This is a genomic window from Amycolatopsis jiangsuensis (assembly GCF_014204865.1).
Lineage (GTDB): Bacteria > Actinomycetota > Actinomycetes > Mycobacteriales > Pseudonocardiaceae > Amycolatopsis > Amycolatopsis jiangsuensis.
Genome location: NZ_JACHMG010000001.1, coordinates 5351671 through 5370800, shown reverse-complemented (window position 1 = coordinate 5370800; position 19130 = coordinate 5351671). Strand labels below are relative to the sequence as shown.

General features: G+C 69.1%; 18 protein-coding genes and 1 tRNA gene. 4 read left to right on the top strand and 15 right to left on the bottom strand.

Annotated features, from left to right (window positions below):
* Positions 1-2: 2 nt before the first annotated feature.
* The 5 genes from dnaJ to BJY18_RS24220 all read right to left on the bottom strand — a co-directional run bounded on the left by dnaJ (position 3) and on the right by BJY18_RS24220 (position 5099).
* The gene (dnaJ, locus tag BJY18_RS24240) at positions 3-1187 is read right to left on the bottom strand and encodes a molecular chaperone DnaJ (RefSeq protein WP_184782168.1); all 1185 of its coding nucleotides are present in this window, start codon (positions 1185-1187) and stop codon (positions 3-5) included.
* A 33-nt stretch (positions 1188-1220) separates the two neighbouring features.
* Entirely contained in the window at positions 1221-1949 is a 729-nt protein-coding gene (gene grpE / locus BJY18_RS24235) for a nucleotide exchange factor GrpE (protein WP_184782166.1), read from the bottom strand.
* Complete coding sequence (gene dnaK / locus BJY18_RS24230; protein ID WP_184782164.1) at positions 1946-3802, bottom strand: molecular chaperone DnaK; 1857 nt, start codon at positions 3800-3802, stop codon at positions 1946-1948. The genes grpE and dnaK overlap by 4 nt, the downstream gene beginning before the upstream one ends.
* 263 nt (positions 3803-4065) lie before the next feature.
* Positions 4066-4296, bottom strand: a complete 231-nt coding sequence (locus BJY18_RS24225; protein WP_184782163.1) for a hypothetical protein — start codon at positions 4294-4296, stop codon at positions 4066-4068.
* A 23-nt stretch (positions 4297-4319) separates the two neighbouring features.
* Positions 4320-5099, bottom strand: coding sequence for a DUF4097 family beta strand repeat-containing protein (locus tag BJY18_RS24220; protein ID WP_184782161.1), 780 nt, complete (start codon positions 5097-5099; stop codon positions 4320-4322).
* Positions 5100-5256: 157 nt separating this feature from the next.
* On the opposite strand from BJY18_RS24220, the gene BJY18_RS24215 reads away from it, so the two are divergent.
* The gene (locus BJY18_RS24215; RefSeq protein WP_184782160.1) at positions 5257-5796 is read left to right on the top strand and encodes a YbhB/YbcL family Raf kinase inhibitor-like protein; all 540 of its coding nucleotides are present in this window, start codon (positions 5257-5259) and stop codon (positions 5794-5796) included.
* Positions 5797-5848: 52 nt separating this feature from the next.
* Here BJY18_RS24215 and BJY18_RS24210 read toward each other — a convergent pair whose 3' ends face one another.
* Positions 5849-6409, bottom strand: a complete 561-nt coding sequence (locus tag BJY18_RS24210; protein WP_184782158.1) for a TetR/AcrR family transcriptional regulator — start codon at positions 6407-6409, stop codon at positions 5849-5851.
* The gene (locus tag BJY18_RS24205; RefSeq protein WP_184782156.1) at positions 6406-6732 is read right to left on the bottom strand and encodes a DMT family transporter; all 327 of its coding nucleotides are present in this window, start codon (positions 6730-6732) and stop codon (positions 6406-6408) included. Before BJY18_RS24205 ends, BJY18_RS24210 begins: the two co-directional genes overlap by 4 nt.
* 168 nt (positions 6733-6900) lie before the next feature.
* Between BJY18_RS24205 and BJY18_RS24200 the strand changes: the two genes are divergently transcribed.
* Positions 6901-9201 carry a (Fe-S)-binding protein gene (locus BJY18_RS24200; protein WP_184782155.1) on the top strand — a complete coding sequence of 767 codons (2301 nt, stop codon included), beginning with the start codon at positions 6901-6903 and terminating at the stop codon, positions 9199-9201.
* 145 nt (positions 9202-9346) lie between these two features.
* Entirely contained in the window at positions 9347-10354 is a 1008-nt protein-coding gene (locus BJY18_RS24195) for a cation diffusion facilitator family transporter (RefSeq protein ID WP_184782153.1), read from the top strand.
* 10 nt (positions 10355-10364) lie between these two features.
* Here the strand turns inward: BJY18_RS24195 and BJY18_RS24190 are convergent, their stop codons facing one another.
* From BJY18_RS24190 to BJY18_RS24180, 3 genes are all read right to left on the bottom strand, one after another.
* Entirely contained in the window at positions 10365-11789 is a 1425-nt protein-coding gene (locus tag BJY18_RS24190; protein WP_184782151.1) for a sugar porter family MFS transporter, read from the bottom strand.
* Between the two features lie 177 nt (positions 11790-11966).
* Positions 11967-12548 carry a dCTP deaminase gene (gene dcd, locus BJY18_RS24185; RefSeq protein WP_184782149.1) on the bottom strand — a complete coding sequence of 194 codons (582 nt, stop codon included), beginning with the start codon at positions 12546-12548 and terminating at the stop codon, positions 11967-11969.
* A gap of 60 nt (positions 12549-12608) precedes the next feature.
* Positions 12609-13781, bottom strand: coding sequence for an oxygenase MpaB family protein (locus tag BJY18_RS24180; RefSeq protein ID WP_184782148.1), 1173 nt, complete (start codon positions 13779-13781; stop codon positions 12609-12611).
* Positions 13782-13901: 120 nt separating this feature from the next.
* Between BJY18_RS24180 and BJY18_RS24175 the strand changes: the two genes are divergently transcribed.
* A tRNA-Gly gene (locus tag BJY18_RS24175) sits at positions 13902-13972 on the top strand.
* Between the two features lie 94 nt (positions 13973-14066).
* Here BJY18_RS24175 and BJY18_RS24170 read toward each other — a convergent pair.
* Genes BJY18_RS24170 through BJY18_RS24150 form a run of 5 tightly spaced genes read right to left on the bottom strand, consistent with a single transcriptional unit; the run spans position 14067 to position 19006 of the window.
* Positions 14067-15239, bottom strand: a complete 1173-nt coding sequence (locus BJY18_RS24170; RefSeq protein ID WP_184782146.1) for a tyrosine-type recombinase/integrase — start codon at positions 15237-15239, stop codon at positions 14067-14069.
* Positions 15239-15457, bottom strand: a complete 219-nt coding sequence (locus BJY18_RS24165; RefSeq protein WP_184782144.1) for a helix-turn-helix domain-containing protein — start codon at positions 15455-15457, stop codon at positions 15239-15241. The genes BJY18_RS24170 and BJY18_RS24165 overlap by 1 nt, the downstream gene beginning before the upstream one ends.
* A 23-nt stretch (positions 15458-15480) precedes the next feature.
* Positions 15481-17076, bottom strand: coding sequence for a replication initiator (locus BJY18_RS24160; protein ID WP_246458962.1), 1596 nt, complete (start codon positions 17074-17076; stop codon positions 15481-15483).
* Positions 17073-17477 (bottom strand): hypothetical protein, encoded by a 405-nt coding sequence (locus BJY18_RS24155; RefSeq protein WP_184782143.1) that lies wholly within the window; start codon positions 17475-17477, stop codon positions 17073-17075. The genes BJY18_RS24160 and BJY18_RS24155 overlap by 4 nt, the downstream gene beginning before the upstream one ends.
* A complete protein-coding gene (locus BJY18_RS24150; RefSeq protein WP_184782141.1) occupies positions 17474-19006 on the bottom strand; it encodes an FtsK/SpoIIIE domain-containing protein in 1533 nt (510 codons plus the stop codon). Before BJY18_RS24150 ends, BJY18_RS24155 begins: the two co-directional genes overlap by 4 nt.
* Positions 19007-19130: the final 124 nt, after the last annotated feature.

Below are 19130 nucleotides of genomic sequence, written 5' to 3'. Positions count from 1 at the left end.
CGTCACCTGCCTTCGAGCAACTCGGTGATCCCAGGCCGCGGGTCGTGGCCCTTCATCGCCTCGGCGTAGCTCTCCAGTGCCGAGCGTGCCTCGTCGTCGAGCTTCGCGGGGACCGCCGCCTCCAGGGTGACCAGCAGATCGCCCTGCGCGCCGTCCCGCTTCTGAATGCCCTTTCCGCGCACCCGCAACACTCGGCCACTCGCGGTACCGGCGGGCACCTTGAGCGAGACCTTCCCCTCCAGCGTCGGCACGGTGATCGTGGTGCCGAGCGCCAGTTCGGTGAAGTCCACCGGCACGGTGAGGGTCAGGTCGAGGTCCTTGCGCCCGAACAGGTCGTGCGGGGCCACGTGCACGCGCACGTACAGGTCCCCGGCCTGCGCGCCGCCACGGCCGGGCTCACCCTGGCCGCCGAGGCGGATCCGCTGGTCGTCCTTCACCCCCGGCGGGATGCGCACGGTCAGCGTGCGCGTGCGGGTGCTGATGCCCTCGCCACCGCATTCCGGGCACGGGTCGTCGATGAGCTGGCCCCGGCCACGGCAGTCGCGGCACGGTTCGGAGAACGCGAACGCCCCCTGGCTGCGGCTCACCAGACCGGACCCGCCACAGGTCGGGCAGGCCCGCGGCGAGGTGCCCGGCTTCGCGCCGTTGCCACCGCAGGTGGCGCAGGTGGCCGGGCTCGACAGCCGAAGCGGCAGGGTGGCGCCCTTGACCGACTCGATGAAGTCGATCCGCACGTCGGTCTCCACGTCGGCGCCGCGCTGCGGCCGGTTGGCCGCACCCGCCGCGCCACCAGCCCGGCCGCGGCCGAAGATGCCGCCCAGTATGTCGCCGAGCCCGCCGAAACCGCCCTGCTGCTGGGCACCGGCCTGGCCGAACAGGTCGCTCATGTCGAACCCGCCGGCGCCGCCCGGGCTTCCGCCGAAACCGCCGAAGCCGCCCGCACCGCCGGAGCCGAAGAGGCTGCGTGCCTCGTCGTACTCCTTGCGCTTGGCCGGATCCGAGAGCACGCCGTAGGCCTCGGACACGGCCTTGAACTTGTTCTCGGCCTTGGTGTTGCCCGCGTTGGCGTCCGGGTGGTTCTCCTTGGCCAGCTTGCGGTAGGCCTTCTTGATCTCGTCCGCGGTCGCGTCGGAGGAGACACCCAGCTCTTGGTAGAAGTCCTTGCCGATCCACTCCCGAGCACTCATCGGGTGTCTCCTCCTTCCGCTGCGAAGCGACGGTTACTGCTGTTCGGGCTCATCGATCGACCCGTCGAGCGGCAGCTCGCCGCCGACCGATCCGGTGTCCTCGGCCGGAACCTCGCCCGCCGCGGCCGGCTCGTGGTCGGTCACGCCGACCAGCGCGGCCCGCAGAACCCGGTCCCCGAAGCGGTAACCGCGGCGCATCACCACGGTGACCGTCGGGCCCGCCACGTCCGGCGAGGTGTTGTGCTGCACGGCCTCGTGCACGCTCGGGTCGAAGGGCTCGCCCTCGACGCCGAACGCTTCCAGACCAGCCCGCTGCAGACCGCTCACCAGCTTGTCGCCGACCGCCTTGAACGCACCGGTGAGGTCACCGTGCTGCTCGGCGCGCTCGAGGTCGTCGACCAGCGGCAGCAGGTCGCCCACCACGGACGCCTTCGCGCCCTGGACCACGGACTCGCGGTCGCGGTCCACGCGCTTGCGGTAGTTGGCGTACTCCGCCTGCAGCCGCTGCAGATCGGCGGTGCGCTCGGCCAGCTGCTTCTCGACGTCCGACGCGGTCGAAACCGCGTCGTCCACCGAGTCGCCGAGCGAGGGGCCCGCGTGCACCACGGGCTCCTCCTCGGCGGCTGCCTCGGCACCGGGGGCCGCGGGCTCGGCGGCCGGCTCGCGGAACTCTCCGGTCTGCGGGTCGACCCGCCGCCGGTCACGCACGACCACCGGTTCCTCGGGGCCGGGGCCCTCGGGTTCGGAGTGGCGTGGGGTCACTTCTTCTCGTCCTCTTCCACGATCTCGGCGTCGACGACGTCATCGGCCTTGGCCTGCTGCTCGGATCCGCCCGCGGCACCGGCGTCGGCACCCGGGGCACCCTCGGCGCCGCCCGCGTTCGCGTACAGCGCGCTGCCCAGCTCCTGCGAAGCGGTGTTCAGCTTCTCGATGGACTCGCGGATCTTGGCCGAGTCGGCGCCCTTGAGCGCCTCGTTCGCCTCGTCGATCGCCGAGTTCACCTTGCCCTTGAGCTCCTCGGGCAGCTTGTCCTCGTTGTCCTTGACGAACTTCTCGGTCTGGTAGACCAGCGTCTCGGCCTGGTTGCGGGTCTCCGCCTCGTCGCGACGGGCCTTGTCCTCCTCGGCGTGTGCCTCGGCGTCCTTGACCATCCGCTCGATGTCGTCCTTCGGCAGCGCGGAGCCACCGGTGATCGTCATCGACTGCTCCTTGTTCGTGCCGAGGTCCTTCGCCAGGACGTGCACGATGCCGTTCGCGTCGATGTCGAAGGTGACCTCGATCTGCGGGACGCCACGCGGGGCCGGCGGGAGACCGGTCAGCTCGAACATGCCGAGCTTCTTGTTCGCCGCGGCGATCTCGCGCTCACCCTGGAACACCTGGATCTGCACCGACGGCTGGTTGTCGTCCGCGGTGGAGAAGATCTCCGACCGCTTGGTCGGGATCGTGGTGTTGCGCTCGATGAGCTTGGTGAACACGCCGCCCTTGGTCTCGATGCCCAGCGACAGCGGGGTCACGTCCAGCAGCAGGACGTCCTTGACCTCGCCCTTGAGCACGCCGGCCTGCAGCGCCGCGCCGACCGCGACGACCTCGTCCGGGTTCACGCCCTTGTTCGGCTCGCGCCCGCCGGTCAGCTCCTTGACCAGCTCGGCCACGGCCGGCATCCGGGTGGAACCACCCACGAGCACGACGTGGTCGATGTCGCCGACCGAGGTGCCCGCGTCGCGGATCACGTTGTTGAACGGCTTGCGGGTGCGCTCGAGCAGGTCCGAGGTGATCTTCTGGAACTCCGCACGCGACAGCGTCTCGTCGAGGAACAGCGGGTTCTTGTCCCCGTCGACGGTGATGTAGGGCAGGTTGATCCCGGCGGAGTTGGAGCTGGACAGCTCGATCTTCGCCTTCTCGGCGGCCTCACGGATGCGCTGCAGCGCCATCTTGTCCTTGGTGAGGTCGATGCCGTTGGCGGCCTTGAACTTGTCGACCAGCCACTTGACGATGCGCTCGTCCCAGTCGTCACCACCGAGGTGGTTGTCACCGGAGGTCGCGCGGACCTCGACCACGCCTTCGCCGATCTCCAGCAGCGACACGTCGAACGTACCGCCACCGAGGTCGAAGACCAGGATGGTCTGCTCCTTCTCGCCCTTGTCCAGGCCGTAGGCGAGTGCCGCCGCGGTCGGCTCGTTGACGATGCGGAGCACGTTCAGCCCGGCGATCTGCCCGGCCTCCTTGGTGGCCTGGCGCTGGGCGTCTTCGAAGTACGCCGGCACGGTGATCACCGCGTCGGTGATCTCCTCGCCGAGGTAGCCCTCCGCGTCGCGCTTGAGCTTCATCAGCACGCGGGCGCTGATCTCCTGCGACGTGTAGTTCTTGCCGTCGATCTCGGTCTTCCAGTCGGTGCCGACGTGCCGCTTGACCGACCGGATGGTCCGGTCGACGTTCGTCACGGCCTGGTTCTTCGCCGACTGACCGGTCAGCACTTCGCCGTTCTTGGCGAAGGCGACGATCGAGGGGGTGGTCCGGGAGCCTTCCGAGTTGGCGATGACCGTCGGCTCGCCGCCCTCCAGGACGGCGACGACCGAGTTGGTCGTGCCGAGGTCGATGCCGACCGCTCGCGCCATGGTGCTTCCTCTCGTGTTCTTCAGCTCTGATGCTATGTTCGTGACCTGCGCCTTCGGGCCGACATTGAGCCAGCCCGCCGCAAGTTCTACCGGTCTCCGGTTCGGCTCGTCAACCAGACTTGAGCCGACTCCACTCAACCTACGTACAGCCTAACGGGCCGCCGCGGGTTCTTGTTCCCGGCTCATCGCCACTACGCCCCCTACCGAGGGTGAGGCCGCTCACCACGTGAGCGGCCTTGGTCATCACGCGCGGGCAGCCGGGTTCAGGCCGGACGTGCCGCGGCGGCCGGACGGGCGGCACGGTGGTCGACCTCGCTGCGGACCATCACCACGTCGGCCACGCGTACGTCGCCGGGTGGGACGGCGACCTGCACGACCGCCACCGGAGTGGTGGGTGCGGGCGCGGACTGGTGCCCGAGCGCGGCTGTCACCGCGAAGGCGCCCACGGCGCCGGCCAGTACCGCAGCGAGCAGCCGCGTTTCGATCTTGCGCATGGTGTTCCCCCCTGTGGGAAGTTTCAGGCGGCCTTGACGGTGAGGCTGCCGCTCGAGGTGTTCAGGTCGAGCGTCTTCGCGTCGGGGCCAGGATTCTGGGTGTACTGCGGGATGAGCACGGAACGGTGCCCACTGTCGGAGTCACCGATGACGCGGTACGACCCGGCAGGCACGCTGAGTTGGACACTGCCGGAATCGGCTTGCACCTTCACGTCGGACGGCTGCGCGAGCCCGACTTCCACGCGGCCACTGTCGGCCGTGATGTCGACGCTCCCGCGTACGGCGTCCGCGTTCACCTGGCCGGAACCGCCGTGCACCTTCAGGTCGCCGACGTTGCGTACGTCGACCGAGCCGCTGTCGAGCCGCAGGCTCACCGGGCCGGCGACATCAGTGACCTTCGCGCGGCCCGAATCGCCGGTGACGTCGACACTTCCGACGCCGGCGATGTCCAGCGACCCCGAGTCGGTGTCGCCCGTGACCGGCACCCCGGCCGGGACCACCACCTCCAGATCGGCGGAGCAGTTGTGGCCACAGTCGCCGAGGACCAGCTGATCACCCTCCACGCGGTAGGCGTCCCCGGGTTCGGAGCGGAAGTGATAGTTCAGCTTCTCGTGCACCCGGACCGGCCCGGTACCGGTGCGCACGCGCACGTCGCCCGAGCCGGAGGCCAGTTTCACCCCGCGGATCTCCTGGGTGACGGTGGCTTCCCTGGTGACCGACGACCCCAGGCCCCAGCCGAACGCGATCGCCACCCCCGCGCCGATCACGACGATGCCGGCCAGTGCCAGAAGCGGGCGTGCCATGGTTTCTCCCCTTGTGGGCTCGACTTCTCCCGTGACGTTAGAAGGCCGGGGCACCCGGGGACATCCGGTAAACCCCCCGAAACATCCCTGAGGCAGCACTACCGGGGCCAGGGTCATAGCCTGGCGGGCGGAGAGTCCCGTGGATCAGGAGGAACCCATGCCCCAGCCGCCCAATCCGTACGACTTCCTGCCGTCGGTTCCCTCGTTCACCCTTCGCAGCAACGACATCGCCGAAGGCGAAACGCTCGCGACGCCGCACCTTTCGGGGATCTTCGGCGCGGGCGGCGAGGACCGTTCGCCCCAGCTGTCCTGGAGCGGCTTCCCCGAGGACACCCGTAGCTTCGCGGTGACCACGTACGACCCGGACGCCCCCACGGCCAGCGGCTTCTGGCACTGGGCGGTGTTCAATCTCCCGGCTTCGGTCACTTCGCTGGCGTCCGGAGCGGGGGACGCGTACGGTTCCGGCCTGCCCGAGGCCGCCGTGACCCTGAAGTGCGACGGCGGCGTGAAGCAGTACCTCGGCGCGGCCCCGCCCCCCGGCCACGGCCCGCACCGCTACTTCTTCGTGGTGCACGCCCTCGACGTGGACTCCCTGGAAGTCGGCGAGGACGCGACGCCGGCGTTCCTGGGCTTCACCATGTTCGGCCACACCCTGGCCCGCGCAACCCTGACGGCGATTTACGAGAACAAGGGCTGACCCCGCCGCCGAACCCTGGGCAACCCAGCCCGGCCCGCGCACTCCACCGAATTCAGCGCGGCTTCAGCAGGTAGTCCACGACCGGGCGGAGTTCCTCCGCGGACGGTGGTTCGTCGTCGATCAGGCCCTGGATCAGCAGGCCGTCGATGCCGGCGAGGAACACCCGGAAGGCGACCTCGTCGTCGTGCCGGACCATCGACGTCAGGACGTCCAGCCAGCGTCGCGCGGCGGGCCGCAGCTCGGGTTTGCGCGCGGCCAACAGGTACAGCTCGTACTCCGCCATGGTGCGGCCGCGCCGAGGCCCGAGTGCTTCCGCGAGCAGCCCGGCCACCTCCTCGGCACCGCGGCTGCCGCGGGACCGAGCGCGGTCGATCATCCAGTACACCTCGGTCGCCATGTCGCGCGCGCACGAAATCAGCGTCGCCACGAGCAGGTCGTCCAGTGAGGAGAAGTGGTACGTCGTGGACGTGGTCGGCACACCGGCTTCGGCCGCGACCGTACGGTGCGTGACCCCGGCGACGCCGTCGCGTTCGATCACCCGCAGAGCGGCCTCGATGATTTCCGCACGCCGTTTCTCGCCGCGGACCTTGCGACCGTCGGTCTGGATCTTCACGTCTTGCTTCCCATTTCGATCAGCACCACCCCACCGATCACCAGCACGAGCCCGCAGACCATGGCCAGGTTGATCGGCTCCTTGAAGAACAGCACACCCACCAGCGCGACCAGCGCGACGCCGGCGGCCGCCCATACCGCGTACGCCACCCCGATCGGCAAGCCCGCCTTCAGCACCTGCGAGAGCCCGAAGAACGCCACGCCGTAGCCGACGACCACCAGCACCGAAGGCACCAGCCGCGAGAACCCTTCGGACAGCTTGAGGGAGACCGTGCCGGTCACTTCTGCGGCGATCGCCAGAGCGAGGTACAAGTAGGCACCCATGAGAGAAAAACTACCTGAACGATCGTCCCACTAGCCAGCGAGGCGTGCACCACATCGGTGGGACTTGGGGCCGTCCAACCGGTTACCCATCAGTAAGAAGCGTTACCCTGCTCCGCAACCGGCGCTTGCGCACCGGTCACCACCACACCGGACGAAAGGCACCCGACGATGGGCGCTGTACAGCTGACACTCGGGGGGATCTCCGTTCTCCTGGGCGTCGTCGCCTGGGGAATGTTCTTCGCGACCGTGGCCCGCTTCGTGCGGGTGATCCGGCTCGGCCAGGCCGACCCCACCCGCAACGGGCCGTTCATGGCCCGGCTGGTGACCCTGGTCAAGGAGTTCGCGGCGCACACCCGGATGGCGAAGTTCCGCCAGGTCGCGCCGTGGCACTGGATGGTCATGTGGGGCTTCCTGATCGGGTCGCTCGCGCTGTTCGAGGCCTACGGCGAGGTGTTCGTCCCGACCTGGGGCTGGCCGGTGCTGGAGGACTGGGCACCGTGGAGCCTGCTGATGGAGCTGCTCGGGGTCGGCACGGTGGTCGGCGGGGTCGCGCTGTCGGTCATCCGCCAGCTGAACCACCCGCGCCGCGCCGATCGGCAGTCCCGCTTCGCCGGCTCGAACTTCAAGTGGGCCTACTTCGTCGAGGCCGTGGTGATCGTCGAGGGCATCGGCATCATCGGCGTGCGGGCCGCGAAGGCCGCCATGAACGTCCACGAGACGCCGACCTGGGCCGCTTTCGTGTCGAACCCGCTGAGCCTGGCGCTGCCCTCGAGCGCGGCGCTGGTGTCGGTGTTTGCCTTCATCAAGCTGATGAGCGCCACGGTGTGGCTGATCGTGGTCGCGCGCACGATGACCATGGGCATCGCCTGGCACCGGTTCAGCGCGTTCTTCAACATCTACTTCAAGCGCGAGGCGGACGGCGGCGTCGCACTCGGCCGGCTCAAGCCGATGATGAGCAAGGGCAAGGTGCTCGACCTCGAGGAGGCCGATCCGGACGAGGACACCTTCGGCGCCGGTGCGATCGAGGACTTCAGCTGGAAGGGCTGGCTGGACTTCTCCACCTGCACCGAATGCGGCCGTTGCCAGTCGCAGTGCCCGGCGTGGAACACCGGCAAGCCGCTGTCACCGAAGCTGCTCATCACACAGCTGCGCGACCACGCCTACGCGAAGGCGCCGTACCTGATGGCGGGCGGCAAGCGTGACATGGCGGGCGACGAGGTCGGTCTGTCCGGCGACAACATGTACGCGGGCATCGACGTCCTCGCCATCGCGGAGTCGCAGAAGGCGCTCGTCGGTGACGACGGCGGCGTGATCGACCCGGACGTGCTGTGGTCGTGCACTTCCTGCGGGGCCTGCGTCGAGCAGTGCCCGGTGGACATCGAGCACGTGGACCACATTGTGGACATGCGGCGCTACCAGGTGATGATCGAATCGTCGTTCCCCACCGAGCTGAACGGCATGTTCAAGAACCTGGAGAACAAGGGCAACCCCTGGGGCCAGAACGCCAAGGACCGGCTGCAGTGGACGGAAGACCTCGACTTCGAGGTCCCGGTGTTCGACGGCGACCTCGGCGACGCGGAGTACCTGTTCTGGGTCGGCTGCGCGGGTGCGTTCGAGGACCGCGCGAAGAAGACCACCCGTGCGGTGGCGGAGCTGCTGCACATCGCGGGCGTCAAGTACACCGTGCTGGGCTCGGAGGAGTCCTGCACCGGTGACCCGGCTCGCCGTGCGGGCAACGAGTTCCTGTTCCAGATGCTCGCCCAGCAGAACGTCGAGGTGCTGAACTCGGTGTTCGAGGGCCGGGAACGCAAGGCACGCAAGGTCGTGGTGACCTGTGCGCACTGCTTCAACACCCTCGCCAACGAGTACCCGGAGCTGGGTGGACAGTTCGACGTCGTGCACCACACGCAGCTGCTCAACCGCCTGGTGCGCGAGAAGTACCTGACCCCGGTGGCCCCGGTCGCCGAGGACGTCACCTACCACGACCCGTGCTACCTGGGCCGGCACAACAAGGTCTACGACGCCCCGCGCGAGCTCGTCGGAGCCTCCGGTGCGGCGCTGCGCGAGATGCCGCGGCACGGCGACCGGTCGATGTGCTGCGGCGCAGGCGGTGCGCGGATGTGGATGGAGGAGAAGATCGGCAAGCGGATCAACGTCGAGCGCGTGGACGAGGCGCTCGGCACCGCACCGTCGAAGATCGCCACCGGCTGCCCGTTCTGCCGTGTGATGCTCACCGACGGCGTCACCTCGCGCCAGAGCGACGGCCAGGCCAGCGAGAAGGTCGAGGTCGTCGACGTCGCGCAGCTGCTGCTCACGGCGGTCAAGCGCAAGCCGGAGCCGGCGCTGGTCGCGGCGGGCGCCCCTTCGCTGGAGAACGCGGAGGGTTCGGACGCCGAGCTGTCCGAGCAGCCCGACGTGCCCACGGACGAGGAGCCGACCGGCACCCCGCTGCCCGAAGGCGACGACTGAGCATCACCTGACGACGGCCCTTCCCGCTCGAGCCGGGGAGGGCCGTTCGCGTCCGGGACGCCGAAGCCGGCATACCGGACGGGTCCCGTCCGGTGCGGTCGCTGTGTCGCCTGCCTTCACCGCCGGTACGACTAGTCTGCTTCAGGTGAGCGAGCAGGAGGAATCCGCGGGCGGCGAAAGCACCCTGACCGTCGTGCTGGCAGGCGGGGTGAACCTGGCCATCGCGGTCATGAAGCTGATCGCCGGCATCATCACCGGATCGGGTGCGATGCTGTCGGAGGCAGCGCATTCGGTCGCCGACACGATCACCGAGGTCCTGCTGCTCACCGCGCTCAAGCGGTCCGAGCGCCCGGCCGACCGGGTCCACCCGTTCGGGTACGGCAAGGAGCGCTACTTCTGGTCGCTGCTCGCCGCTGTGTCGATCTTCGCCTCCGGCGCGGTCTTCGCGCTGTACGAAGGGTTCACCACCGTCTTCGGACAAGCCGAGGAGCAGACGAACCCGATCGTCGGGTACGTCGTGCTGGGCATCGGCTTCCTCCTCGAAGGGACTTCCTGGCTGCAGGCGGTGCGGCAGGTGCGCCGGGACTCCCGCGCCGAGGGCCGGTCGTTCTTCGGCTACCTGCGGATGATCGACGATCCGGCGCCGAAGACCGTGCTTTTCGAGGATTCGGCCGCACTGGTCGGCCTGCTGCTCGCGTTCGCCGGCATCGGCCTGCACCAGCTCACCGGCTCGTCGGTGTGGGACGGACTGGCCTCGATCCTGATCGGCCTGCTGCTGGCGTTCGTGGCCTACCTGCTCGGACGCACCAACCGTGGCCTGCTCATCGGCAGGCAGGCCGACCCGCGGCTGGTGGGGCACATCCGGGACCACCTCGCCGCCGCGCCCGAGATCGAGGCACTGGTCGACCTGCAGACCATGCTGATGGGCACCGACCACGTCCTGGTCTGCGCCCGCGTGGACTTCGACGACGCACTCGGCGCGGCCGACGTCGAACGTGCCTGCCTGCGCCTGGCCGACGAGCTCAGTGGCCAGTTCGGCGACGTGCGCGAGGTGTTCATCGAGCCGGTACCGCGCACCGATCCGAAGCTGCGCGCGACCGTGCTGGCGCGCTACGGCGACGTGCGGCAGCGGCCGATCGACGAGGTCCGGTAGGCGGCGCCGATCAGGACACGTCCTCGATCGCCGTGCCCTTGGTCTCCCGCACGAACTTGAGCGCGAACGGGATCGACAGCAGCGCGAAGGCCGCGTAGATCCAGTAGGTGGCGCTGAGGTTCCAGTCGGACATGCTCGGGAAGCTGACGGTGACCAGCCAGTTCGCCACCCAGTTGGCCGCGGTGCCGAGGGCGAGCGCGGCGCTGCGGATGCGCAGCGGGAAGATCTCGCCGAGCAGCACCCAGAGGATCACGCCCCAGGACAACGCGAACGACAACACGAAGACGTTGGCGAACACCAGCGCGACCGGCCCCCACGCGCCGGGCAGGCTCAGCTCGCCCTGCACGGTCTGCGCGTGCCCGAACGCCACCGCGGCGACCCCGAGGCCGATCGTCATCCCGACCGAGCCGATCAGCAGCAGCGGCTTGCGCCCGACCCGGTCGATGAACGCGATCGCGATGAACGTGCCGAGGATGTTGATCACCGGGCTGACCATGGAGATCAGCAGCGAGTCGGTGTTCTGGCCGACCGAGTGCCACAGCGTGTCGGAGTAGTAGAAGATCACGTTGATGCCGACGAACTGCTGGAACACCGCGAGCGCGATGCCCACCCAGACGATCGGCAGCAGACCGAACCGGCCGCCGAGCAGGTCACGCACCCGCGGTTTGCGCTCGCTGCGCAGCCCGCGGGTGATGTCGGCGAGTTTGGCCTCCACCTGGTCGGCGCCCTCGACCTCGGCGAGCACCTTGCGTGCCTTCTCGGTCTTGCCGATCGACAGCAGGTAGTGCGGCGATTCCGGGATGATCGACGCGAGCGTGAAGTAGAGGATCGCGGGAACCGCCGCGGCGCCGAGCATCCACTGCCAGGGTTCGAGGCCGCCGAGGCTGCCGTTGAGGTCGTGCGAGCCGTCCCCGGCGAGCGGGGCGAGGTCCTTGATGATCCAGTTGACCAGCGCGGACACCCCGATGCCGAGCACGATCGCGAGCTGCTGCAGGCTCGCCAGCCGCCCCCGGTAGGCGGGCGGGGCGACCTCGGCGATGTAGGCGGGGCCGATGACCGAGGCGACGCCGATCGCGATGCCGCCGACCACCCGCCACAACGCGAGATCCACGATGCCGAACGGGAACATCGCCCCGATCGCGCTGACGAAGAACAGCGTCGCGGCCAGCTGCATGGTGCGGATCCGGCCGATCCGGTCGGACAGCAACCCCCCGAACCAGGCTCCGACCGCCGACCCGATGAGCGCGCTGGAGACGGTCAGCCCGGTGGCGGCCGCGCCGACCTCGAAGTGTTTCTGGATGCCGAGCACCGCGCCGTTGATGTTGGAACTGTCGTAGCCGAACAGAAAGCCACCCACCGCCGCCGCGCCCGCGATGAACACGACGTGTGCGAGGTGCTGCTGTCCGGCCCGTTCACCGGACGCGAGCTCGGACATGCGCCTGCCCTTTCCCCTGGGAAATTTTCTTACCTACTCCAACCCAACCAGTACCCGTTCTTCGCCGGTGTCACCTGTCGTGGTGACGTCGAGCACCCGGGCGGGTTGCCGGTTCAGGGGAGTCGGTGAATTGCCCACCATCGGCGGGGCCATGCACCGCAGGGGTCGTCCGGCGGACTACCGCCAGGTGTCCACCCGGTGGAAGTTCTGGTACGCGCGGCTCGGCGTGGGACCGCGCTGGCCCTGGTAGCGGGAGCCGGCCTGCTTCGAGCCGTACGGGAATTCGGCCGCGCTGGAGAGCCGGAAAATGCACAGCTGGCCGATCTTCATTCCCGGCCACAGGGTGATCGGCAGGTTGGCGACGTTCGACAGCTCGAGCGTGATGTGCCCGGAGAAGCCGGGGTCGATGAAGCCCGCGGTGGAGTGCGTCAGCAGCCCGAGCCGGCCGAGTGAGGACTTGCCCTCGAGCCGGCCCGCGAGGTCGTCGGCGAGGCGGACCTGTTCGAAGGTCGCGCCGAGCACGAACTCGCCGGGGTGCAGCACGAACGGCTCGTCCCCCTCCTTTTCGACCAGCGAGGTCAGCTCGTCCTGCTGCAGCTGCGGGTCGATGTGGGTGTACTTGCTGTTGTCGAACACCCGGAAGAACCGGTCGAGCCGGACGTCGATGCTGGACGGCTGGACCATGCCGGTGTCGAACGGGTCGATGCCGAGCCGGCCGGCGTCGAGCTCTTTGCGGAGGTCACGGTCACTGAGCAGCACGGACGAAGCGTATCGGGCGGCCGGGCGGTACTCGCGGGTGTCCCTCGTCCGGGCCACTCCTCAGGCCGTTCGTTCGATCAGCTGCCCGAGCCGTTGCCGGTACCGGCGCCGGCCGAGGCCGCCGAGGAGTTCCTGCAGCGTGGTCGCGCCCGGGACGAACGGGCGCAGGGTCTCGGCGACGAAGTTCGCCCCCGCGCCGGCGACGACGGCCGCCTTGGCCAGCGGATCGTCCGGCAGGTCCAGGTAGTCGGCGTTGTCGCGCCCTAGCACGAGGCGGCTGATCGAGGCGTGCACCCGGACGTTCACATGCGCCAGCAGTTTTCCCGGTACGCCTCGGCCCTCGCCGATCGCCTCGTGGCTGTCCAGGAGGGATTTGGCCAGGCGCTTGGTGTCCTCGTCCGGGATGAACTCGGTGGTGGCGAGCAGCCACAGCAGCCGCCACGCGTCGTCCTCGCCGGCGGGCAGCAGTTCGGCGGGCACGCCCATCAGCCAGCCGAGGTAACGCCAGAGATGCAGGACGTCGGCCTTCTCCCGCGCCGAATACCGCAGGCCGAGCAGCTCGGTGCCGGCCACGTAGACCAGGGAGAACAGCAGGAGCGTGCCCGCGGTCTGGACGTGGTTGACCGGGCGGTCCCAGCGTGCGTAATCCCAGTCGGTCCGGCGGTTCATCGCGTGCCGGACGTGCGCGTGCACGAGCCGGATGCGCAACGCGGCCTGGTAGCCGCTGCCGCCCCGGGTCAGCGCACCGGGCGTGGTCACGTCGATCCACCAGGCGGCCGTCTCCAGCAGCCGGTGGACCGTGCGATGCTCGATCTCCCCGGTGCCGACCAGCGATTTCGTGGCCCGCGAAGCGAAGTAGCCACCCATCAGCGACAGATCACCGAGCGGAAAGAGCCCGAGCAGCCCGGCCCGCGTGACCGCCCGCGCTCCACGTTCGAGCCGCGGCCCGTCCACCCAGTACGGCGTGGCCTCGGCGTGGGCGAAGAAGGCCCGCAGAACGTCCGGCGCCCCTTCGACGCTGTCGATCCCCTCAGCCAGCGCGCGGTCCACCAGCTCCTGCCCACCGCGATCCCGGCGCAACCACCCGACGACGGCGTCCGCGAGCTCGTCCTGCCCCTGCGCGAACTCCCTGAGCCGCGCGATCTGCACCTCGTCCGCCCGGACCGCGTCAAGCCCCCGCACCCGGGCCACCAGCCCGAACCCGCCCTGCCGGAACAACACCGGAGCATCCATCGCCGCCCCACCTCCTGACACCTGCAGACCGACAACAAGTGTTGTCACTTGCCGGCGGCACCGTCAACCCAAACCCAGTGGACACAGACGCTCCGGGGTTGTGTAGGCTGACGAGGCATCGCGGATGTAGTTCAATGGTAGAACATCAGCTTCCCAAGCTGAATACGCGGGTTCGATTCCCGTCATCCGCTCTTCGCGCGAAGGCCCAGGTCAGAGGGTGGTTCCTCTGGTCCTGGGCCTTCGTCGTTCGTGGGTCAACCCGGCCGCCGGGCCATTAGCGGGCCATTACGTCACCGGGGCGAGCGAGCCGGGCTCTCCCTCGTCATCCTCACCGCCCCTGCGGTGCTCGTCGACGAGCTTCGACAGCCGGTCGGCGATCCGCTCGTCGGCGTCGCTGGTCGCCCGCTGGTAGATCAGGGCGGCTCGCATGTCGTCATGCCCCATGCGCGCCATGAGGTCCTTGGTCGAGGTACCGGCTTTGGACGCCCAGATGTTGCCCGCGTGCCGCAGGTCGTGGAAGTGCAGGCCCTTGAGGCCCATGTTTGCCACCACCTCCGTCCAGCGAGTCCGCTGACTGAAGTTCGGCCGCCGGATCGCCGTCCCCGACCGCTCGCCCGTGAACAGCAGCGCCAGCGGGTCGGCCTTCACGTAGGTCTTCAGGTGCTTGACCACCTCCGGCCGGACGGCGGCCGGAATGATCACGGTGCGGACGCCTGCGCGTGACTTCGGAGGCCCGGCGACCAGCCCGTGCCCTGGAACCTCGACCAGGGCACGCGAGACACGGACCCAGCTCCCGTCCTCCGCAACATCGCAGCGGCGCAGAGCCGTGACCTCACCCCACCGGAGCGAGCCGAAGGCCGCCAACAGGACGAGTGCACGGAGCCGCTCCGGCATCTTCCCGGCCAGATCGAAGACCTGGGCGACGGAGAGGACCGGCCGTTCTTCCGGGTTCTCGCGGTCGGCGCCGCGTACCCGGCAGGGGTTGCGCTGGATGATCTTGTCCTCTTCGGCAGCCGTGTTCAGCACCGCCCGCAGCAACCGGTACGCCTTCGCGGTCACCGACTCCGAGACACCCGCCGCGAGCCGGTCAGCACGCCACTGGCGGATGTTCGCGGTGGACAGCCTGCCCAACTCGACCCCGCCGAGGTGTGGCGTGATCTGCTTCCGCAGCAGCCAGCGGTACAACTCCACCGTTCGCGGACGCAGGCCCGGCCGCTGCGACACCCACTGCTCGGCGTAGACACCGAGCTTGATCTTCGCTCGCTCGGGGTCTGTCCACTCGCCGCGCAGGATCTGACTTTCGGTGATCGACAACCACTGCTCCGCAGCGCGCCTGCTCTCGAACGTGTGCGGAGCCGACCGCATCTGCCCGTCCGGCCCGGGATAGCGAGCCTGCCACCGCCCCGACTCACGCCGCCGGATGTTGCCGAAACCCCTGCGCCCCTTCTTGTTCGTCATCAGGCAGCCCTCCCCAGGTCGCGGAGCACGGACCCGCGAGTGATCGGCTCGACCCGCCCGGCCCGCACGAATGCCTCAAGGTCTTCGACCGCCAGCCGCACATGCGCCCCGACTTTGTGGAACGCGATCCGCCGCTCAGCGATCAACCGCCGGACGAAGCGCACCGAGGTGTTCAGGTACTCGGCCGCCTGCTCGACATTCAGGTAGTGCGTGTTCAAGGTGTTGTCCTCCCCCTGGTAGATCAGGCCGCCTGCTGAGTTGCTGAAGTTTCTGGCGGCCCTGCCGCGAGTAGTGCGCGGTCGTACTCGGCCTTCCAGGTGATCCGTTCGGCGATGGCGTGCATGAGCAGGTGCGCCCGTGGTGGTGCGTCGCGGTCGCCGGGTTGGACCTTGCGCCAGATCAGCCGGGAGGTGTCCTCCTCGGGCTTGACGATGCCGACCCCGGCGAGCATGTCCCGCACGAACGCCTTGCGGTCGGCCTGGTGATCGGCCAGGGACTTGCCCGACCACTTCCGCGAAACGAGCACCCTGCGACCGGGCAGCCCGAGCGTGGTCCGCCGATGTGCCCGCCCTTTGCAGTGGCCCGGAGTCATGCGGCTCGTCGCTCCGAGCGGCTGAATCCCGTAGAGCAGCCACACGGCGCACCGGGGCGAGCACGGGGTGACTGACAGTTCGGCGTGGAGCCGGTCGTGGTGCTCCCGCTGCCTCGCGCTCGTGGCCTCGACCACCTCCCCGGTGGATTTGGTGAGGTATTTGGTCAGGTAGCCGATGTGCCGTCCGGCTTCCTCGCTCCCGCCGAGGATGCCCTTGGAGTGCACCTGCCGTCCGAAGGTCACCACGTGCGCGGGTTCCTCCACCTCTTCTATCGCGTCCTCCCACTGCCGCAACGGTTCCCGCGTGTCCGGGTCTACAAAGGACTTCGTGCGCATGTCCCACACCGGCAGGTGATTCCCGCCGTAGACCAGCTCGTCATGCGCGGGCCACCACACCTGGTGATAGGTGGCCTCGGTGACCTGCCGGATGACCTCGTGCGGGATCGACCCACGCAACGCCGCGTGCAGATGCGGCGCAGTCCGCTTCTGGGGCTCCACAGTGGCGAAGTACTGCACGTCCCACCCGACGACGCGGCGGAGGTTCTGCCACCACCGGTCCACCAGCGAGGAGAAGTGCACGGCGTCCCGCGCGGCCCGCCGGTAGTCGTAGGTCGCCATGTCGACCGGGGTGCCGTCCTCCCGCACCCGCCCGTAGGTGTCGCAGGTCAGCGTGACGAACATCGACGGCCGGAACCTGCCCGCGTACTCCCGCCCGAGCGTGGTCTTGGCGACCTTGCGCCGGGGCAGGTTCGGCGCGTCCTGCCGCCGCTTGGTGGACCGCTTCTTCGGCGCCTTACCCGGCAGGTCCGGAGACGGCAGGCGACCGCGCATGCCGAGTTGCCGAAGTTCCTCATCGACTCCCCGGATCTCCTCCCGCAGTTCGTCGGCCTGGCCCTCCTCCCCGGTCTCGACCGCGTCCCGGTACCGCACCACCAGGTCGGCCCGGAACTCCATCAACTCCTTCTGCTCCTTGCTCGGCGGGGCCGGGGAGAAGTCGGGTTCTTCGGTCAGGTGCCAGCCCTCCCGGCACTGGGCCATCCGCAACGCTTTGGCCTTCTTCGCGCACGGCCCGCAGACGCTCTCGACGGTGGAGCCGCACGGCACGGCGACGTAGCGGAGTTCGCCGGTGTCGGGGTCGCCGACCTCCATCGTGAACGGCCGGACACACACGCCGTGCTTCTCCGCCGTGGCCTTCATGACCTCGCTCGACAGTGGTAGCCGCATCCGTTCCGCCCGGGTGCTCATAACTGCACCTCGTGTTCGGCGAGGAGGTCGTGGAAGACGTGCAGCTCTTCCACGGTGGCGACTTCGGTGTCCCCGGGGGCGAGGGGCACCAGGCCCCGGGTGTCGGTGAAGTCGAGGCCGCCGAACACCCGGAACCACACCCCCGCCCGCGTCCGTCCGTGGACGGTGGTGTGCAGGGAGCGGATGTCAAGGCGCCGCCACCGCACCGTGGCCTCCTGCAACGAGTAGGCCCACGCCAGCAGGTCCGCCAACCGGGCCACCGGTGCTCCCGGCCCGATCTGCACCTGCACCTCTGCGCGGTACAGCTCGCAGGTGAGCGACCACGGCTCCGGCAGCCGGTGCTCCTCCAGATGTCCCCACACCGCGCCCAACAGCCGGTGCAGCTCCGAACGGCCGTTCATGCCGCCACCCCCAGCACACCGCCGCCGGTCACGAACGCTTCAAGTGCCTTGACCGCCTCATCCGGAACCCATCCGGCTCGGACGCGCATCGGCTCACGGATGCCTTCGCCCCACACGTAACCGGTGCCTGCTTCGGACTCCCCGATCCTGTTCGCCCACGCGCCCCGCTCGTACGCCTGGTCGCCGAGCACCATCCCGACGTGCGACTTCGAGGTGACCCGCAGGCAGATGCGGCGGGGGAACAGCTCGCGCACCGGAACCGTGTCCTTCGTCGGCTCCTGCACGTAGCCTCGAACCGTGAACCCGAGCGCCCGGCCCTGCGTGGTCAGCAGCGCGACCTTCTCGATGATCTGTTCGCGGGTCTTGCGGTCGGTGTACTTCGTGAGCGCGCCGATCTCGTCGAACTCCACCAGCTCAAGTGGGTTCTCGACGCTCACCGGCACTGTCCGGACCCGTCCCGCGAACTCGGCCTTTCGCGCGTCCATCGCGGCCACCAGCTCGTCCAGGACTTCGAGCGCGTCCTTCGGCGTCACCGCGTACCGATGGAAGATCCCCCGGCCGTAGGCGAGTTCCATGCCCTTCGGGTCGATGCCGGTCACGCGGACCAGGCCGTCCCGGATCGCCGGAGCGATCGACGCGAGCGGGCACCACATCACCGAGTTCTTGCCCGCACCCGAAGCGCCGGCCGTGAGGGTGTGGCTGCCCGAGCCGTACAGCGGCAGGTGCCAGTCCTGCCCGTACTCCGTGCGGCCTGCCCAAGCCCGCCGAAGATCCACCGACGAGGCATCCAGTTCGGCGAACCGCGGGCACGGCACCGGAGCGGCGAGGAGGTCCCGGCGCTGGAAGTCGATGGACACGACGTTGGGAGCCAGCTCGCGCACCTGGCACCGGGCCACCTTGCGCGCTACGGCGAGTTCTCGCGCGGCTTCGTCGAAGTCCTCGGGCTTCTGACCCGGCACCAGTTCAACCCGGACCTCGTCCCACGACGCACCGGACCGCACACGCCGGACCTTGGGCAGTCGAACACCGGCCCGCTGCTGATCGCGTGTGATCTTCTTCCGGCCGACGAGCGTCACCGTCAGGTCGACGGGCACAGTGTCGTCCTTGACGCTGAGACCACACGCGTGCAGCCATTCCGGCAGCTTGGGCATGTAGAGCGCCCACCGGAACCACCACGAACGCAGCGCGCGTCCAGCCCACTGATCGAACGACACCAGGTGGAGTCGCCGCCAGGTCAGCAGTCCCGCAGCGACCACGCAACCGCTCACGACGAGCGACAGCCAGCCGAGCCAGAAGCACCAGGCGGCGACCGCGAGCACAGCAAGCGTGGTTCGCGGGTGGGTCAGGATCTCCTTGAAGATCCAGGCCACGGCCTTGAGAACCCACCACAGTGCAAGGAAAACAACAGCAGCGGCGGCGAGAGCCTCCGCGACCGAGGCCAGCGCCTTGCCGAGCTTGTGCAGCACCCAGACCACCACGGCGAGGCCGGTACTACCGAGCAGCAGGATTCCGAGGGTGTGTGCGTTCATCGCCGACCACCGGCCTTCTCAGCCGTGATCGGGAGATCCAGCCGACCCGCACAGGTGGCGCACTCCTTGTCCCCGGGAGCGAGTCGCGCGAACTTCTTGCATGTGGCGCAGCGCGTCCGGGTGA

What these genes read in the sequence shown, in the direction of transcription:
- BJY18_RS24160 (WP_246458962.1), bottom strand. Translation starts at nt 17,076, where the DNA reads ATGAGCACCCGGGCGGAACGGATGCGGCTACCACTGTCGAGCGAGGTC.
- BJY18_RS24225 (WP_184782163.1), bottom strand. Translation starts at nt 4,296, where the DNA reads ATGCGCAAGATCGAAACGCGGCTGCTCGCTGCGGTACTGGCCGGCGCC.
- BJY18_RS24190 (WP_184782151.1), bottom strand. Translation starts at nt 11,789, where the DNA reads ATGTCCGAGCTCGCGTCCGGTGAACGGGCCGGACAGCAGCACCTCGCA.
- BJY18_RS24150 (WP_184782141.1), bottom strand. Translation starts at nt 19,006, where the DNA reads ATGAACGCACACACCCTCGGAATCCTGCTGCTCGGTAGTACCGGCCTC.
- BJY18_RS24220 (WP_184782161.1), bottom strand. Translation starts at nt 5,099, where the DNA reads ATGGCACGCCCGCTTCTGGCACTGGCCGGCATCGTCGTGATCGGCGCG.
- BJY18_RS24200 (WP_184782155.1), top strand. Translation starts at nt 6,901, where the DNA reads ATGGGCGCTGTACAGCTGACACTCGGGGGGATCTCCGTTCTCCTGGGC.
- dnaK (WP_184782164.1), bottom strand. Translation starts at nt 3,802, where the DNA reads ATGGCGCGAGCGGTCGGCATCGACCTCGGCACGACCAACTCGGTCGTC.
- BJY18_RS24170 (WP_184782146.1), bottom strand. Translation starts at nt 15,239, where the DNA reads ATGACGAACAAGAAGGGGCGCAGGGGTTTCGGCAACATCCGGCGGCGT.
- BJY18_RS24155 (WP_184782143.1), bottom strand. Translation starts at nt 17,477, where the DNA reads ATGAACGGCCGTTCGGAGCTGCACCGGCTGTTGGGCGCGGTGTGGGGA.
- BJY18_RS24205 (WP_184782156.1), bottom strand. Translation starts at nt 6,732, where the DNA reads ATGGGTGCCTACTTGTACCTCGCTCTGGCGATCGCCGCAGAAGTGACC.
- BJY18_RS24180 (WP_184782148.1), bottom strand. Translation starts at nt 13,781, where the DNA reads ATGGATGCTCCGGTGTTGTTCCGGCAGGGCGGGTTCGGGCTGGTGGCC.
- BJY18_RS24215 (WP_184782160.1), top strand. Translation starts at nt 5,257, where the DNA reads ATGCCCCAGCCGCCCAATCCGTACGACTTCCTGCCGTCGGTTCCCTCG.
- dnaJ (WP_184782168.1), bottom strand. Translation starts at nt 1,187, where the DNA reads ATGAGTGCTCGGGAGTGGATCGGCAAGGACTTCTACCAAGAGCTGGGT.